Source organism: Caballeronia calidae (assembly GCF_900044055.2).
GTDB classification, from domain to species: Bacteria; Pseudomonadota; Gammaproteobacteria; order Burkholderiales; family Burkholderiaceae; genus Caballeronia; species Caballeronia calidae.
On record NZ_FCOX02000001.1, the window covers coordinates 200,710 to 215,426 of the forward strand.

Genomic DNA, 14,717 nt, shown 5'->3' on the forward strand with positions numbered 1-14,717 from the left:
CTCAAGCCCCTTTGCGCATTTTTCTAAAAAATTCGAAGTGGCGTTCAGACCTCGTTCTTGTTCTTTCCGAGATCGACGCCCAACTGCTTGAGCTTGCGATACAGATGCGTGCGCTCGAGCCCCGTCTTTTCCGCGACGCGCGTCATGCTGCCGTTCTCGCGCGCGAGGTGATACTCGAAGTACGCGCGCTCGAACGCATCGCGTGCGTCGCGCAATGGGATGTCGAACGAGATAGATGCGGTCTGTCCCGCCTGACTCTGCGTCGCGCCGCCTGCCGCCGCATCGTTCGATGTATGCAACGCCGATGCCGTCGGCAATGCGGCCGCCACCGGCACGCCCGATGCGCTCGCGCTCGCAGGCGGCTTAGCCGCTGCCGCCACCGGCGCCGCCGCGGTGCCGTGCGCGAGCCCCTGCTCGACGGCCTTCAGCAGCTTTTGCAGCGCGATCGGCTTTTCGAGGAAGTTGAGCGCGCCGATCTTCGTCGCTTCGACAGCCGTGTCGATGGTCGCGTGACCCGACATCATGATCACCGGCATCGTGAGCTTGCCCTGCGCGGCCCACTCCTTGAGCAGGGTCACGCCGTCGGTGTCGGGCATCCAGATGTCGAGCAATACGAGATCGGGCGTCTGTTGCAGACGGTAGTCGCGCGCGACCTGCGCGTTTTCCGCCACCTCCACGACATGGCCTTCGTCGCTCAGGATCTCGGAGAGCAGTTCCCGGATCCCCATTTCATCGTCTACCACCAGGATGGTTGCCATTTACGCTGCCCTTGTCTGCACTGTTGCTTTTGTCGTTCCCTGATTCGCTGCCGCACCGGCCCCCGGAGGCGTCGCCTCAGGCGCCGCGGTATCGTCCGCGAGTTGTAGAAACAGAATCGATATCTGCGCCCCTTCGATCACATCGGCCGCCTTCGAGCGGTTGCGTATGTCGATGCGCGCGCCGTGCTCGTCGACGATCTTCTTCACCGTTGCAAGTCCCAGGCCCGTGCCTTTCGCTTTCGTCGTCACGTAAGGCTCGAAAGCACGCGACAGTATGCGCGCCGGGAATCCCGAGCCATTATCCGAGACTGTCAGACGAACAGCGACCCGCGCATGACCCAATGCATCGGGCTCGCCATATTCTACTGTTCTCGTTTCGAGCAGCACGCGCGGCTCCGCGACTTCCGCCACTGCGTCCTGCGCGTTCTGCAGCAGGTTGTGGATCACCTGGCGAATCTGCGTCGCGTCGCCCCGAATCACCGGCAGTTTCGCGAGATCGACCTTGATCGGGCTCTTGCCTTCCTCGATGCCGTACAACGTCAGCACTTCGGCGACGAGATCGTTGAGTTGAAGATTGCCAAGTACCGCGGGCGGTGTGCGCGCGTATTCGCGGAAGTCATCGACCATCTGCTTCATCGCCTGCACCTGATTGACGATGGTCGTCGACGCACGCTTGAGCACGTCCGCATCCGGCGGCGCGAGCTTGTCCGCGAGCTTCATTTGCAGGCGCTCGGCGGACAGCTGAATGGGCGTGAGCGGATTCTTGATCTCGTGCGCGAGACGCCGTGCGACTTCGCCCCACGCGACGGAACGCTGCGCGGAGATCACGTCGGAGATGTCGTCGAACACGACGACGTAGCCGGTCGTCTCCGCATCTTCGGATTCGCTCTCGGTCACGCTCAGCAACTGCGTGCCGCGCACGAGCAGCGTCAGCGGATCGTTCTCGCCCGGTACGGTGACCGCGACCTGCTGCTGCCAATGTCCGCGGTCGCCAACCGGATGCCCGCTGCCGACCGCCGCTGCATCGCGCTCGGCGAACGCTTTCTTCACCATCGCGCCGAACTCGGCCAGCACGTCGATGCGATCGAGCGGATGGTTGAGCAGCGCGCCGAAGGGCTGGCGGAAGATGCGTTCCGCGCCGCGATTCGCGGTGGTCAGACGGAACTGGCGATCGAACACGAACACGCCCGCCGTGAGGTTCGCGAGGATACTTTCCAGATACGCCTTCGAATGCTCCAGCGCGATGCGATTGTTCTCGACCGCGGCGCGCGCCTCGGATAGCTGGCGCGTCATCGCATTGAAGGACTGCGTAAGGAAGCCGAGTTCGTCGCGCGAATTGATCTCGCGTTTGGGCGTGTAGTCGCCTTCGGCCACCTCCTTCGTGCCCTGCGCGAGGAGGAACAGCGGCCGCGCGAGCTGGTTGCCGAGCGCGAGCGCGAGCATCATCGCGATGAAGGTCGCCAGGAAGAGCGCGAGCGTCAGCGTGCCGATATACATCTTGCGCAAGCCCGAGCGCCCGAGCCGCTTCTCCTGATACTCGCGATACGCGCGCTGCACGGCGTCGGCGTTGCGCGCAAGCTCCTGGCTCACGGGCTGCTCGATCTGCAGGAAGCGGTCGACGTGCTGGAATTCCGTGGTCGTCGTGGGATCGGGGATCTTCGTGACCACGCGCAGCCGCAGCGCGCCCTTCGGTCCGTTCGATTTCGGATCGCCGTCGATCTCGCCTTCGATCGCGCCGTACGGATGATCCTGCGCCTCCTTCAACATCGTGCTGGTCGGCTCGTTGGACGGCAGCAGCGCGTAGTAATTGCCCGATGCCTGCGCGACCGTGCGCAAGCCCGCCACACGCTGCGAGCCGTTGTTCGACGCGAGATCCTCGCGGTTGTACTGATCGCGCTGACGCTCGAACACGACCGCATCCTGCACGCCGTACTGATCGCGCAGACGCAGAAGCGACAGCGTGAGACTCGACGGATCGGCGCTCGCGAGCTGATCGCTCATCTGGCGGCCGCGATTCTTGAAATCGGCGAGCGAGGTTTCGAGCATGCCGCGCCCGAGCGTCAGGCCCGATGTGAGCGCGGTCTCGACGTTCACGTCGAACCACGATTCGATGCTGCGCGACACGAACTGATACGAAACGACGTAGATGATCGCGCCCGGCACCACGCCGACGAGCGCGAAGATGAGCGCGAGCTTCGCCAGCAATCGCGTGCCGAAGCGCCCCTGCCTCACCCGCGACACGATGATGACGACGAGACTGATGACGATCAGCATGAAGACGATCGCCACCGCCACGTTCGCCGCATAGAGCCAGCCGTAGTAGCGGTCGAAGAACTCGGTGTTGGCGCTGGCGAGCGCGAGCATCACGAGCAGCAGAACCGCCGTGAGCGCAACCGTGGAGACCAGCAGCCGGACGACGAAACTCTTCATGTCCGTGCGGCCGCGTCGAAATCTATTTCGCACGTTCTGCCGCCGTAAAAGTAAAACGCTTCCAGTCCGAGGAAAGGTTCCAGTCGCGGTTGTTCACTGCGTCGATCTGGAACGGCTTGGGCATCAATGCGATGTCGAGCTGCATGCGCACCGATGCGTTATAGGTTTCACCGCCATGCACCTGATTTCGATCGATGACATGCCACGACGTCACATGCTTGATGACCGCGAGCGCCTCATTGAGCGATGCGAAACGCAATTGCAGGCCGCCCGTCGACACCCGATATTCGTTCGTGAGCGGCTGATAGGAAAGACGGATGCTCTGCGACACGTTGACCGGCTCTTCGTCGAACCAGTACCAGCGCGGTCTCGAAAGATTGAAGTCGATCGTGAAATAGAGCGGCACGCTGCGGTTCACGGCATCTTCGAGGCTGGTGTTGAGATCGAAGTCGAAGTGCGCGTCGAGACTCCAGCCGTTGTTGTCGGCCTGAAGCGATGCGCGTTGCACGCCGATCGTTTCAGCAAACGCGGGTTCGGCCGCGGCGAACGTCAGCCAGAGCGTCAGCGCAGTCCAGATGACGGCCGCGAGCCGAAGCGGAAAAAAGCGTTTGATCGTCACCGTTTCTGAAAACGCGCGTAGAAGAATCCGTCGTGGTCCGCGAAGGGCTCCGCGTCCCCATCCGGGTTCGCGAGATTTGTACCGTCCGGTGAACCTTGCGCCGCGCCCGCGCTTTCACGCGCCGCGGTCGGCAACAATTGCCCCGGCGCGTCCAATCGTACCGCATCTTGATGCGCGGCTCCAAACCAGCGAGCCTGCTCTTCGCCCTCCTCGGGAAAGATGGAACACGTCACGTAAAGCAGCTCGCCGCCCTTTGCGACGAGCGGCCACAGCGCGCTCAGGATGCGCCGCTGCGCTTCGACGAGCGCGCCGATATCCGATTCACGCCGCAGCCAGCGGATATCCGGATGACGCCGCACGATGCCCGACGCCGAACACGGCACGTCCGCGAGAATGCGATCGAACGGCGCGCCGTCGAACCATTGCGCGGGATCGCCCGCGTCGCCGACCTCGATCTGCGCATCGAGTTTGAGCCGCGACAGATTCTGCCCAATGCGGCCCGCGCGCTCGGCATCGCTTTCGAGCGCGATCAGATCGACGTTCGCCAGTTCGAGGACATGGCCCGTCTTGCCGCCCGGCGCGGCGCACGCGTCGAGCACGCGCATGCCGTCTTTCACGTCGAGCAGTTGCGCGGCGAGCTGCGCGCCCGCATCCTGCACCGACACGACGCCTTCGTCGAAGCCGGGGATGCGGTCGACGGGCATCGGCGTTTTCAGGCGCACCGCGTGCAGGCCGGCGGCATCGGCTTCGATATGCGCGTCGCGCAGACGCGAGAGATAGTCATCGACGCTCGCGTGGCGCGCGTTCACGCGCAACGTGAGCGGCCCCTGCGCGTTGCCCTCATCGAGAATGCGCTGCCATGCGTCGGGCTGGCCGCGCTTCACGGCATCGATCCACCATTGCGGATAGTTCCATCGCGCGACGTCGTTCTTGCGCGCTTCGTCGATCAAGGCATCGCGCTCGCGCAGGAAGTTGCGCAGCACCGCGTTCACCAGCCCCTTCGCGAACGCGAATTCGCGCCGCGCGGCAATCGCGCTCACCGCCTGATCGACGACGGTGAACGGCGCGTAGGCCGCGTGCGCTTCGTCATCGGTCAACAGCGTGAACGCGCAGACCAGCACGTTCGCCACATGCGGCGGCGGCGCCTTCTTCACGAGCTTGTGCAGCAGCGCATCGGCGAGCGCGAGACGGCGCATCGCGCGATACGCGATGTCCTGCACCGCGCCGCGCGCCGCCGCATGCTTTCCCGACGCGACGACCGTCTGCAACGCGGCCGGCAGCGCCGAACCCGCGCGCACCGCGCCCACGGCTTGCGCCGCGCAGTCGAGCGCGAACGCGAGCGAATCGGGCGCGAGATGCGGCGCGCTCAGACGGGAATGCGCGGCGGCGTGCCGCCGGGAAGGCTTGTCGGTCATGGCGAAACGGGAACGGTCGAGCGGCAAGCGGACGGCTTGCGTGAACGAGGATTGTAACGTGCGGGCATTGCGCGCCCGGACGGGCGGCGGCGGAACGAGAAAAAGGCCGTTCCGGCGGAACCGGAACGGCCTTCGTTACGACATGAAACGCGTCAGAAGCGGCCCGTGCGCGCCATCTCCATCAGACGCGCGACGCGCTCCTCCGTCGCCGGGTGCGTCGAAAACAGATTCGCGATGCCGCCACCGGAAAGCGGATTCATGATCATCATCTGCGCGGTTGCCGGATGCGCTTCCGCCGTCGGGAACGGCACGCCGGTCGCGTACGCGTGGATCTTCTCGAGCGCGCTCGCGAGCGCCTGCGGATCGCCCGAAATCTCCGCGCCGCCGCGGTCGGCTTCGAACTCGCGCGCGCGGGAGATCGCCATCTGGATCATCGCGCCCGCGATCGGCGCGAGGATCGCCACCAGAATGCTGGCGATCGGATTGGACGGACGGCCCTCGTCGTCGCGCCCGCCGAAGAACATCGCGAAGTTCGCGAGCGCGGAGATCGCGCCGGCCATCGTCGCGGAGATCGTCGAGATCAGGATGTCGCGGTGCTTGACGTGCGCCAGTTCGTGCGCCATCACGCCGCGCATCTCGCGCTCGGACAGCACGCGCAGAATGCCCGTGGTCGCCGCGACTGCCGCGTGCTCGGGATTGCGGCCCGTGGCGAACGCGTTCGGCGCGTCCTCGTTGATGAGGTAGACGCGCGGCATCGGCAATTGAGCGCGCGTGGCGAGCTCGCGCACCATGCGATAGAACTGCGGCGCGGTCGTCTCGTCGACTTCCTGCGCGTTGTACATGCGCAGAACCATCTTGTCCGAGAACCAGTACGAAAAGAAATTCATGCCGAGCGCGATGATCAGCGCGAGCATCATGCCCTTCGATCCGCCGATCATTCCGCCGATCACGACAAAGAGGGCCGTGATCGCAGCCATCAGCATCGCGGTTTTGACCCAGTTGAACATGTCCGGAGCTCCTCTCCCTAGATACGCTGCGCGAAGTGCGCGGTTGCCCCGGCCGACATGGCCGGGACGACAATTGTAAGCAAAATGTTAGATAGGGGCATCCGTCAATAATTCAATCCGCGCCGAAGCAATTTGAAGCGATTTATCGATGCGTCGTCGCGAGCTTGATGCCGAGGCCGACGAACGCACTGCCGACGCCGCGGTCCAGCCACTTCTTCACGCCGGATTTGCCCGCGAAGCGCTCGGTGACGCTGCCCGCGATCCACGCGACGAAGCTGTTCCAGACCGTGCTCATCGCGATGAACACGATGCCGAGCGTGAGGAACGCGAGCGTCTTGTGCTGGCTGTCGGCGGCGACGAACTGCGGGAAAAAGGACACGAAAAACAGCACGACTTTGGGGTTGAGCACGTTCGTGACGAAACCTTGCGCGAAGAGCTGGCTCAGCGATTTCGGCGCGGCTTTTTCGCCTGCCGTCTGCTCACGCGTCGCGTCGGCGTCGTCGTGCTTCGCAAAAATGAGGCGCACGCCGAGATAAATCAGATAAATCGCGCCGGCGATCTTGATGACGGTGAACGCCGTCGCCGATGCCGCGAGAATCGCCGTCAGGCCGAACGCGCACGCGAGCGTATGAACGATGCAGCCCGCCGAAATGCCGAGCGCCGACACGATGCCCGCGCCGCGCCCCTGCGCGACGCTGCGCCCGACGATGTAGGCCGTATCGGGACCGGGCGTGACGTTGAGAAGAAAGACGGCGATCAGGAAGAAGGTGAAACCGGTAATGCCGAGCATCGGAAGCTCCAGACAGGCGCGTATTGACAGCTATTTATTTTAGCGCCGCGCCCGGTCTGGCGCCCCTTACTGCAGCGCGAAATGCTGGCCTTTTGCGAGCGGCGCACCCGCGAGGAATTCGCGCACGGGCAGACGTTTGCCACCCGGTTTCTGCAGGATCGTGAGCTTGAGCGCACCGCGACCGCACATCACGACGATGCCTTCCGGCGATACGTCCGCGATCACGCCCGGCTCGCCCGAGCCAGCGATGGGCTGTGCCGCCCAGATCTTGATGGCGGAGCCATCGAGCGTGCCCGACGCACCCGGGAACGGATCGAACGCGCGAATCTGGCGCGCGAGTTCTTCTGCCGAACGGCGCCAGTCCAGCGCCGCTTCATTCTTCGCGATTTTCTCGGCGTAGGTGGTGCCATCTTCCGGCTGCGGCGTAGACGGCAGCACACCATCCCGCTCCAGATCGCGCAGTCCCGCGACGATCAGTTCGGCGCCCATTTGCGCGAGCCGGTCATGCAGCGTCGCGGTGGTGTCGTCGGCGAGAATCGGCGTGCGCGCCTCGCGGATCATCGCGCCGGTATCGAGGCCGGCGTCCATCTGCATCAGCATGATGCCGGTTTCTTCATCGCCCGCTTCGATCGCGCGATGGATCGGCGCCGCGCCTCGCCAGCGCGGCAACAGCGACGCGTGAATGTTGATCGCGCCGCGCGGCGGGATATCGAGCACTTCCTGCGGCAGGATCAGACCGTAAGCCGCGACGACCATCACGTCGTGCGGCGTGGCCTTCAACAGGTCGATTGCTTCAGCCGCCTCCTGCGGATACTTCCCCGCGCGACGCAGCGAAGTGGGTTGCGCGACTTGCAGGCCATGCTCGACGGCGAAGCGCTTCACCGGACTCGCCGCCAGCTTCATGCCGCGTCCGGCGGGCCGGTCGGGCTGCGTCAGAACGAGCGGCACGGAAAAACCGGCCGCGTGAATGGCCGCGAGCGCGGCGGCAGCGAATTCGGGCGTCCCGGCGAACACCACGCGCAGCGACTGAGTCATCGGTTACAGCGCCTTTTCCAGCTTCTTCATCTTGCCGCGAATACGCGTCTGCTTGAGCTGCGACAGGTATTCGACGAACACGTGCCCAGCCAGATGATCCATCTCGTGCTGGATGCACACCGCGAGCAGGCCGTCGCAATCGAGCTCGAAGGTCTCGCCCTTTTCGTTCAGCGCCTTCACGCGCACCTTGTCCGGGCGCTCGACGAAATCGTAGATGCCCGGCACCGACAGGCAGCCCTCTTCCCATTCCTTCTTTTCTGCGCTCGTCCAGACGAGTTCCGGGTTGATGAAGACCATCAGTTCGTTGTGCTCGTCGGAGACGTCGATCACGATCACGCGCTCGTGCACGTCCACCTGCGTCGCGGCGAGGCCGACGCCGGGCGCGGCGTACATCGTTTCCGCCATGTCGGCGACGAGCTTGCGGATGCGGTCGTCGACCACGGCGACGGGCTTCGCGACCTTGTTCAGCCGCTTGTCCGGGTAGTTGAGTATCTTGAGCAGAGCCATGATTCGGATTGTCTACGCGCGCCGTGACGCGTGTAAATCGGCCATTCGGCCAGGTTGCGGGTGATTGGCGGCATGCCGAAGATATGCGGACGAATCCAGTGGATTCGACGCCGCCGGCAAGCGGCCAATGGGCGTCGCTTCGGGCCTCTGGACCAGGCCGGGCGACGATTCTTTATCTGTTCCGGATCAAAAATCTTAACATGACGACCGCCGCACTGCCGACCGGGGAAGCTGCCTCCACACTCGATGCCGAAGAACTGCGCGCCTGGCTGCGGCTCGCGCATGCAAAGGACTTGCGGCCGCTCGCGCTGCGTGCGCTGCTCGGCGCGTTCGGCGGGCCGCTCGAAGTGTTGTCGGAAAGTTTTGCGTCGCTCGCCGCTGCCGCCGACGCGAGCGCCGCCGAGGCCGCGCTCGCGCCGCCGCCCGATATCGAAGGCGTCCCGTTCGACGACTATATTGAAGCGGTTCTGACGTGGGCCTCGGAACCGGGGAATCACATGCTGACCCTCGCCGATTCCGCCTATCCCCAAGCGCTGCTCACCATGCCCGACCCGCCGCCGCTGCTCTACGCGAAAGGCCGGCTCGACTTGCTGCAAATGCGCGCGGTCGCGATCGTCGGGAGCCGGCACGCCACGCCGCAAGGGCTGGAGGATGCGCGGCGCTTTGCACGCGTGCTGTCGGATGCCGGTGTCGTCGTCGTTTCGGGGCTCGCGCTCGGCATCGACGCATCCGCGCATCGAGGTGCGCTGGAGGGTGCCGCCGGCACGGTATCGGTGATCGGCACGGGTGCGGATCTGGTGTATCCGGCGGCGCATCACACGCTCGCGCATGAAATCGCCCGCGACGGCGCGATGCTCTCCGAATGGCCGCTCGGCACACCCGCGCGCTCCGCCAACTTCCCGCAGCGCAACCGCCTGATCGCGGGCCTGTCGAGCGGCGTGCTGATCGTCGAGGCGGCGATGAGATCCGGCTCGCTCATCACCGCGCGCCTCGCGAACGACATGGGACGCGACATTTTCGCGATTCCCGGCTCGATTCACGCGCCGCTTTCGCAGGGCTGTCATCGGCTGATCAAGCAGGGGGCGAAGCTCGTCGAGACGCCGGAAGAAGTTCTCGAAGAGTTCGGTTTTCCGGCCAGAAACGCGGCATCGGCCGCAGGCCGGAAACGCACGAAGCCTCGCCCGGTCAGCGCGTCATGGGCATCGGCGACATTGCCCGATTCCGCCATGAACGGCGATGCCGGCCGCGTGCTCGATGCGCTCGGCCACGCGCCCGCGACGCTTGAAATCCTCGCCGCGCGCACCGATCTCGATGGCGCGGCGCTCCAGGGTGCGTTGCTGCAACTCGAACTTTCCGGGCATGTGGCCGCGCTTCCGGGCGGCCGCTACGCGGCGGTGGAGCGCTCTTGAAGCCGCATCGTGCTACATTCGCGGAAAAATGAGCCGTCCCCGCAGTCGATACAAAAAAGGAATCCGCACCCGTCATGTCCGCGCTGAATCTCGATACCGATGCCGATCGCATCGCGGAGCGCATTGCCGTGCCCGGCACGCTGTTCGTCGCCTGCCTGTGCGCCGAATGGTGCGGGACTTGCCGTGAATATCGCGAAGGCTTCGACAGGCTCGCGGACACGCATCCCGACATCTGCTTCGCGTGGATCGATATCGAGAATCACGCCGACCGCTTCGACGACCTCGACGTGGAAAATTTTCCGACCATCCTGATCGAGGATTCGGTCACCACGCGCTTCTTCGGCACGGTGCTGCCGCAGGCGTCCATCGTCGAGCGGATGCTGACGGATCTGACCGCGCTGCCGGGCATGGTCGGTGCGCCGAAACTGCGCCCGGCGCTTGTTACGGCCTGATCGCGGCGCGCGCGGACGGCACATTTCACGGCGTTCGAAGCGCGCTTCGCGAACCACGTATCGAAACGCCCGGATTTGCGCTTCGGCGCCCACCGCGCAAAGCCTGTGCTATAAAGCGGACGTTAAAGCAGTCCAAACCGGGCCGCTGCCAGTTCCCAACTATATTGAGTCATGTCCAAAGCCCTGATCATCGCTGAGAAGCCCTCCGTCGCGAACGACATCGCGCGCGCGCTGGGCGGCTTCGCCAAGCATGACGAGTACTACGAGAGCGACGACTATGTGCTCTCGTCCGCGGTCGGCCACCTGCTGGAGATCGCGGCGCCGGAAGAGTACGACGTCAAGCGCGGCAAATGGAGCTTCGCCAACCTGCCGGTCATTCCGCCGCATTTCGACCTGAACCCGATCGCGAAGAGCGAATCGCGCCTGAAAGTCCTGACGAAGCTGATGAAGCGCAAGGACATCGACCGCCTCATCAACGCATGTGACGCGGGGCGCGAGGGCGAGCTGATTTTCCGCCTGATCGCGCAGCACGCGAAGGCGAAGCAGCCGGTTCAGCGCCTGTGGCTGCAATCGATGACGCCCGCTGCCATCCGCGAAGGCTTCGCGAACCTGCGCAGCGACGCCGACATGCAGCCGCTCGCCGACGCCGCCCGTTGCCGTTCGGAAGCCGACTGGCTCGTCGGCATCAACGGCACGCGTGCGATGACCGCGTTCAACAGCAAGGGCGGCGGCTTCTTCCTGACGACCGTCGGTCGCGTTCAGACGCCAACGTTGTCGATCGTCGTCGAACGCGAGGAGAAAATCCGCCGCTTCGTGCCGCGCGACTATTGGGAAGTGCGCGCTGAATTCATCGCCGCGAAGGGGCTGTACGAAGGCCGCTGGTTCGATCCGAAGTTCAAGCGCGTCGAGAACGATCCCGAGCAGCGCGATTCGCGCCTGTGGAGCCTCGCGGCGGCGGAATCGATCGTGGCGGCGTGCCGCGGCAAGACCGGCACCGTCACCGAGGAATCGAAGCCTTCGACGCAAATGTCGCCGCTGCTGTTCGACCTGACCAGCTTGCAGCGCGAAGCCAACAGCCGCTTCGGCTTTTCGGCGAAGAACACGCTCGGCCTCGCGCAAGCGCTTTATGAAAAGCACAAGGTCCTGACCTACCCGCGTACCGATGCGCGTGCGCTGCCCGAGGACTACTTGAACACGGTCAAGGACACGATGACCATGCTCAAGGAGAGCAACAACTATCTGCCGTTCGCCAAACAGGTGCTCGACAAGGGCTGGGTGAAGCCGAACAAGCGCATCTTCGACAACTCGAAGATCAGCGATCACTTCGCCATCATCCCCACCTTGCAGGCGCCGAAGTCGCTGTCCGAGCCGGAGCAGAAGCTGTACGACCTCGTCGTGAAGCGCTTCCTGTCGGTGTTCTTCCCGGCGGCGGAATATCTCGTGACGACGCGCATCACCGAAGTCTCGGGGCATCACTTCAAGACCGAAGGTAAGGTGCTCGTCGAGCCGGGCTGGCTGCAGGTGTACGGCCGCGAGGCCGCCGGCGAGGACGGCAATCTCGTGCCGGTGCAGAAGGACGAAAAGGTCGATGTCGAAAAGGTCGAGGCGCACGGTCTCGTGACCAAGCCGCCCGCGCGCTACAACGAAGCGTCGCTGCTCTCGGCGATGGAAGGCGCGGGCAAGCTCGTCGAAGACGAAGAGCTGCGCGATGCGATGGCCGCGAAGGGCCTCGGCACGCCGGCGACGCGCGCGGCGATCATCGAAGGTCTGCTCGGCGAAAAGTACATGGTGCGCGAAGGCCGCGAGCTGATCCCGACGGCGAAGGCATTCCAGTTGATGACGCTGTTGCGCGGCCTGGGCGTCGAGGAACTCACCGCGCCCGAGCTGACCGGCCAATGGGAGCACAAGCTTTCGCAGATGGAGCGCGGCAACCTGCATCGGGATGCGTTCATGCAGGAAATCGCACGCATGACGCAGACCATCGTCAAGCGCGCGAAGGAATACGACTCCGACACGATCCCCGGCGATTACGCCACGCTCGAAACGCCGTGTCCGAATTGCGGCGCGCAGGTGAAGGAAAACTATCGCCGCTTCGCGTGCACGAAGTGCGAGTTCTCCATGTCGAAGATTCCGGGCGGACGCCAGTTCGAGATTCCGGAAGTGGAGGAATTGCTTCGCGAGAAGACCATCGGGCCGCTGTCGGGTTTCCGCAGCAAGATGGGCCGTCCGTTCTCGGCGATTCTCAAGCTCGCCCTCGACGACGAGATCAAGAACTACAAGCTCGAATTCGACTTCGGCCAGGACAGCGGCGGCGAAGACGGCGAACCGCCCGATTTCTCCGAGCAGACGCCGGTCGGCGCGTGTCCGAAGTGCCAGTCGCGCGTGTTCGAGCACGGCATGAGCTATGTCTGCGAGAACTCGGTGTCGAACCCGAAAACGTGCGATTTCCGTTCGGGCAAGGTGATTCTCCAACAGGAGATCGCGCGCGAGCAGATGGAAAAGCTGCTGAACGAAGGCCGCACCGACCTGCTGACGAACTTCAAGTCGTCGCGCACCGGACGCAACTTCAAGGCGTTTCTCGTGAAGCAACCGGACGGCAAGATCGGCTTCGAGTTCGAGAAGAAGGAAGGCAAGCCGGCGGCGAAAACGGCGGCCAAGCGTGGCGCGGCAGCGGAGGCGCAAGCCGACAGCGGCGATGAATCCGGCGATAGCGATGTCGCCGTAGCCGCCAAGACGACGTCAGCCAGGACCGCGGCGAAGAAGGCGCCGGCGAAAAAGGCTGCTGTGAAGAAGACCGCGGCGAAGAAGTCGAGCTGAGCTTTTTTTCAGGCCGTAAAGAAAAACCCCCGCGAAGCAGTTCGCGGGGGTTTTCTTTTTCATTTGCTCATGTGCGCTTCGCGCGAGCCTTTCAAAACGGCGATGCGACCGGCATGCGCCCTCGCGTTCGCGACGGTTTCGACAGCTTCGGCGCCAGTTCGCCGTCGATGGGACGCGAGCGCGGCGCGGGCGCCGCGTCTTCATCGGCGTGCTCGTAGTGGGCATGCGTAGCCGGTGCGGGCCTGCCGCGGCCATCGCGGATCCACTGCTCGCTCACCTGATGATTCGGCGTCTGGCTGAAATGCTCGACGAGGTGATCGATGAACGTGCGCACCTTCGCCGGCAAATGTCGGCGGCTCGGATATGCGACGTTGATCTCGACCTGCGGCAACTGATAATCGCCGAGCAGGCGCACGAGCTGGCCGCGCGTCGTGTCGTTGCCGATCAGATAGCTCGGCAGAATCGCGATGCCCATGCCGAGCAGCGCGAACTGCCGCAGCATTTCCGTATTGTTCGCGATGATCACGTTCTGCGGCCGTACGCGCACCTCGCCCTCCGGGCCGGTGAACACGCGCTCGTCACCCCAGTACTCGGACGGCAGGCTCAGGCACGGATGCTCGAGCAGATGCTCGGGACGCGTCGGCGTGCCGTGCTTTTCCAGATACGCGGGCGTCGCGCAGACGGTCATGCACCCCGTCGTCAGGCGGCGCGTGACGACGCTCGCGCTCTTCACCTGACGCGCGATGACAATGCCGACATCGAAACCTTCCTCGACGAGATCCACCTGACGGTCGACCAGCGTCACGTCGGGGACGACCTTCGGATAGCGTTGCGCGTAGGTCTGCAGGACCGGCGCGAGATTGTGCAGCCCGAACACCACGGGCGCGACGATTCTGAGCGAACCCAGCGGTTCGTGATTGCGCGCCACCACCATTTGTTCGACGTCTTCCAGCTCGTCGAGAATTTGCCGGGCCCGCTCCAGATAAACCTGACCGGACTCCGTGAGCGAAAGGCTGCGCGTCGTGCGGTTGAGCAAGCGCGTGCCGAGGCGGCCCTCAAGGTCCGCGACGTGGCGCGTCGCCACCGCATTGGAGATGTCCATCGCGCTCGCGGCCCGGGCGAAACTCCCGAGATCGGCGACACGGACGAACACTCTCATCGACTGCAAATGATCCATAAGACAACTCCTGCCGCTAGATGGCTTGAATTCTGCTGCAAAGCAATTCAGGATTATCCTAGGACCGGGGCAATCGTGCAGAAGTTGCCGGTAGGCACGAAAAAGTCGAAAAAAATCTGGCGCCAAGACCGCTTACGCCGATGAAAGATCACCGATTGTTGCGTTTTGCACAACACACGACGCAGTTCACGCTGATGGACGAAACTCCGAAACGCACTGGCGTCATTGATTTTGACGGTGTAGGCAAGAAAAAACGGGCCCGCTTGCGCGGGCCCGTTTTTTTTGGGGATTGATTCAGTTT

13 protein-coding genes are annotated in these 14,717 nt (G+C 64.1%); 4 read left to right on the forward strand and 9 right to left on the reverse strand.

Annotated features, from left to right (window positions below):
- Positions 1 to 44: 44 nt before the first annotated feature.
- The 8 genes from esaR to def all read right to left on the reverse strand — a co-directional run bounded on the left by esaR (position 45) and on the right by def (position 8,561).
- Positions 45 to 758: a response regulator transcription factor EsaR gene (esaR, locus tag AWB78_RS00965; RefSeq protein ID WP_062601478.1), complete on the reverse strand. Its 714-nt coding sequence runs from the start codon at positions 756 to 758 to the stop codon at positions 45 to 47.
- Positions 759 to 3,188, reverse strand: a complete 2,430-nt coding sequence (locus AWB78_RS00970; protein ID WP_062601479.1) for a sensor histidine kinase — start codon at positions 3,186 to 3,188, stop codon at positions 759 to 761. It lies immediately after the preceding gene.
- A gap of 22 nt (positions 3,189 to 3,210) precedes the next feature.
- Positions 3,211 to 3,807 carry a DUF4390 domain-containing protein gene (locus AWB78_RS00975; RefSeq protein WP_062601480.1) on the reverse strand — a complete coding sequence of 199 codons (597 nt, stop codon included), beginning with the start codon at positions 3,805 to 3,807 and terminating at the stop codon, positions 3,211 to 3,213.
- Positions 3,804 to 5,222 carry a 16S rRNA (cytosine(967)-C(5))-methyltransferase RsmB gene (gene rsmB / locus AWB78_RS00980; protein WP_062601744.1) on the reverse strand — a complete coding sequence of 473 codons (1,419 nt, stop codon included), beginning with the start codon at positions 5,220 to 5,222 and terminating at the stop codon, positions 3,804 to 3,806. Before rsmB ends, AWB78_RS00975 begins: the two co-directional genes overlap by 4 nt.
- 152 nt (positions 5,223 to 5,374) lie before the next feature.
- Positions 5,375 to 6,229: a zinc metalloprotease HtpX gene (gene htpX, locus AWB78_RS00985; RefSeq protein WP_062601481.1), complete on the reverse strand. Its 855-nt coding sequence runs from the start codon at positions 6,227 to 6,229 to the stop codon at positions 5,375 to 5,377.
- A gap of 142 nt (positions 6,230 to 6,371) precedes the next feature.
- Positions 6,372 to 7,019: a LysE family translocator gene (locus tag AWB78_RS00990; protein WP_062601482.1), complete on the reverse strand. Its 648-nt coding sequence runs from the start codon at positions 7,017 to 7,019 to the stop codon at positions 6,372 to 6,374.
- Positions 7,020 to 7,085: 66 nt separating this feature from the next.
- A complete protein-coding gene (gene fmt, locus AWB78_RS00995) occupies positions 7,086 to 8,054 on the reverse strand; it encodes a methionyl-tRNA formyltransferase (protein ID WP_062601483.1) in 969 nt (322 codons plus the stop codon).
- A 3-nt stretch (positions 8,055 to 8,057) separates the two neighbouring features.
- Complete coding sequence (def, locus tag AWB78_RS01000) at positions 8,058 to 8,561, reverse strand: peptide deformylase (RefSeq protein WP_062601484.1); 504 nt, start codon at positions 8,559 to 8,561, stop codon at positions 8,058 to 8,060.
- Between the two features lie 200 nt (positions 8,562 to 8,761).
- Here def and dprA point away from each other — a divergent pair, with 200 nt between their 5' ends.
- From dprA to AWB78_RS01015, 3 genes are all read left to right on the forward strand, one after another.
- On the forward strand, positions 8,762 to 9,970 hold the full coding sequence (gene dprA / locus AWB78_RS01005) for a DNA-processing protein DprA (protein WP_062601485.1): 1,209 nt from the start codon (positions 8,762 to 8,764) through the stop codon (positions 9,968 to 9,970).
- 74 nt (positions 9,971 to 10,044) lie between these two features.
- Entirely contained in the window at positions 10,045 to 10,422 is a 378-nt protein-coding gene (locus AWB78_RS01010; protein WP_062601486.1) for a thioredoxin family protein, read from the forward strand.
- A gap of 171 nt (positions 10,423 to 10,593) precedes the next feature.
- Positions 10,594 to 13,239: a DNA topoisomerase III gene (locus AWB78_RS01015; protein ID WP_062601487.1), complete on the forward strand. Its 2,646-nt coding sequence runs from the start codon at positions 10,594 to 10,596 to the stop codon at positions 13,237 to 13,239.
- Between the two features lie 91 nt (positions 13,240 to 13,330).
- Here the strand turns inward: AWB78_RS01015 and gvmR are convergent, their stop codons facing one another.
- The gene (gvmR, locus tag AWB78_RS01020; RefSeq protein WP_062601488.1) at positions 13,331 to 14,416 is read right to left on the reverse strand and encodes a transcriptional regulator GvmR; all 1,086 of its coding nucleotides are present in this window, start codon (positions 14,414 to 14,416) and stop codon (positions 13,331 to 13,333) included.
- 140 nt (positions 14,417 to 14,556) lie between these two features.
- On the opposite strand from gvmR, the gene AWB78_RS46220 reads away from it, so the two are divergent.
- A complete protein-coding gene (locus AWB78_RS46220; RefSeq protein ID WP_157697388.1) occupies positions 14,557 to 14,709 on the forward strand; it encodes a hypothetical protein in 153 nt (50 codons plus the stop codon).
- Positions 14,710 to 14,717: the final 8 nt, after the last annotated feature.

What these genes read in the sequence shown, in the direction of transcription:
- esaR (WP_062601478.1), bottom strand. Translation starts at nt 758, where the DNA reads ATGGCAACCATCCTGGTGGTAGACGATGAAATGGGGATCCGGGAACTG.
- AWB78_RS00970 (WP_062601479.1), bottom strand. Translation starts at nt 3,188, where the DNA reads ATGAAGAGTTTCGTCGTCCGGCTGCTGGTCTCCACGGTTGCGCTCACG.
- rsmB (WP_062601744.1), bottom strand. Translation starts at nt 5,222, where the DNA reads ATGACCGACAAGCCTTCCCGGCGGCACGCCGCCGCGCATTCCCGTCTG.
- htpX (WP_062601481.1), bottom strand. Translation starts at nt 6,229, where the DNA reads ATGTTCAACTGGGTCAAAACCGCGATGCTGATGGCTGCGATCACGGCC.
- AWB78_RS00990 (WP_062601482.1), bottom strand. Translation starts at nt 7,019, where the DNA reads ATGCTCGGCATTACCGGTTTCACCTTCTTCCTGATCGCCGTCTTTCTT.
- fmt (WP_062601483.1), bottom strand. Translation starts at nt 8,054, where the DNA reads ATGACTCAGTCGCTGCGCGTGGTGTTCGCCGGGACGCCCGAATTCGCT.
- def (WP_062601484.1), bottom strand. Translation starts at nt 8,561, where the DNA reads ATGGCTCTGCTCAAGATACTCAACTACCCGGACAAGCGGCTGAACAAG.
- dprA (WP_062601485.1), top strand. Translation starts at nt 8,762, where the DNA reads ATGACGACCGCCGCACTGCCGACCGGGGAAGCTGCCTCCACACTCGAT.
- AWB78_RS01010 (WP_062601486.1), top strand. Translation starts at nt 10,045, where the DNA reads ATGTCCGCGCTGAATCTCGATACCGATGCCGATCGCATCGCGGAGCGC.
- AWB78_RS01015 (WP_062601487.1), top strand. Translation starts at nt 10,594, where the DNA reads ATGTCCAAAGCCCTGATCATCGCTGAGAAGCCCTCCGTCGCGAACGAC.
- gvmR (WP_062601488.1), bottom strand. Translation starts at nt 14,416, where the DNA reads ATGGATCATTTGCAGTCGATGAGAGTGTTCGTCCGTGTCGCCGATCTC.
- AWB78_RS46220 (WP_157697388.1), top strand. Translation starts at nt 14,557, where the DNA reads ATGAAAGATCACCGATTGTTGCGTTTTGCACAACACACGACGCAGTTC.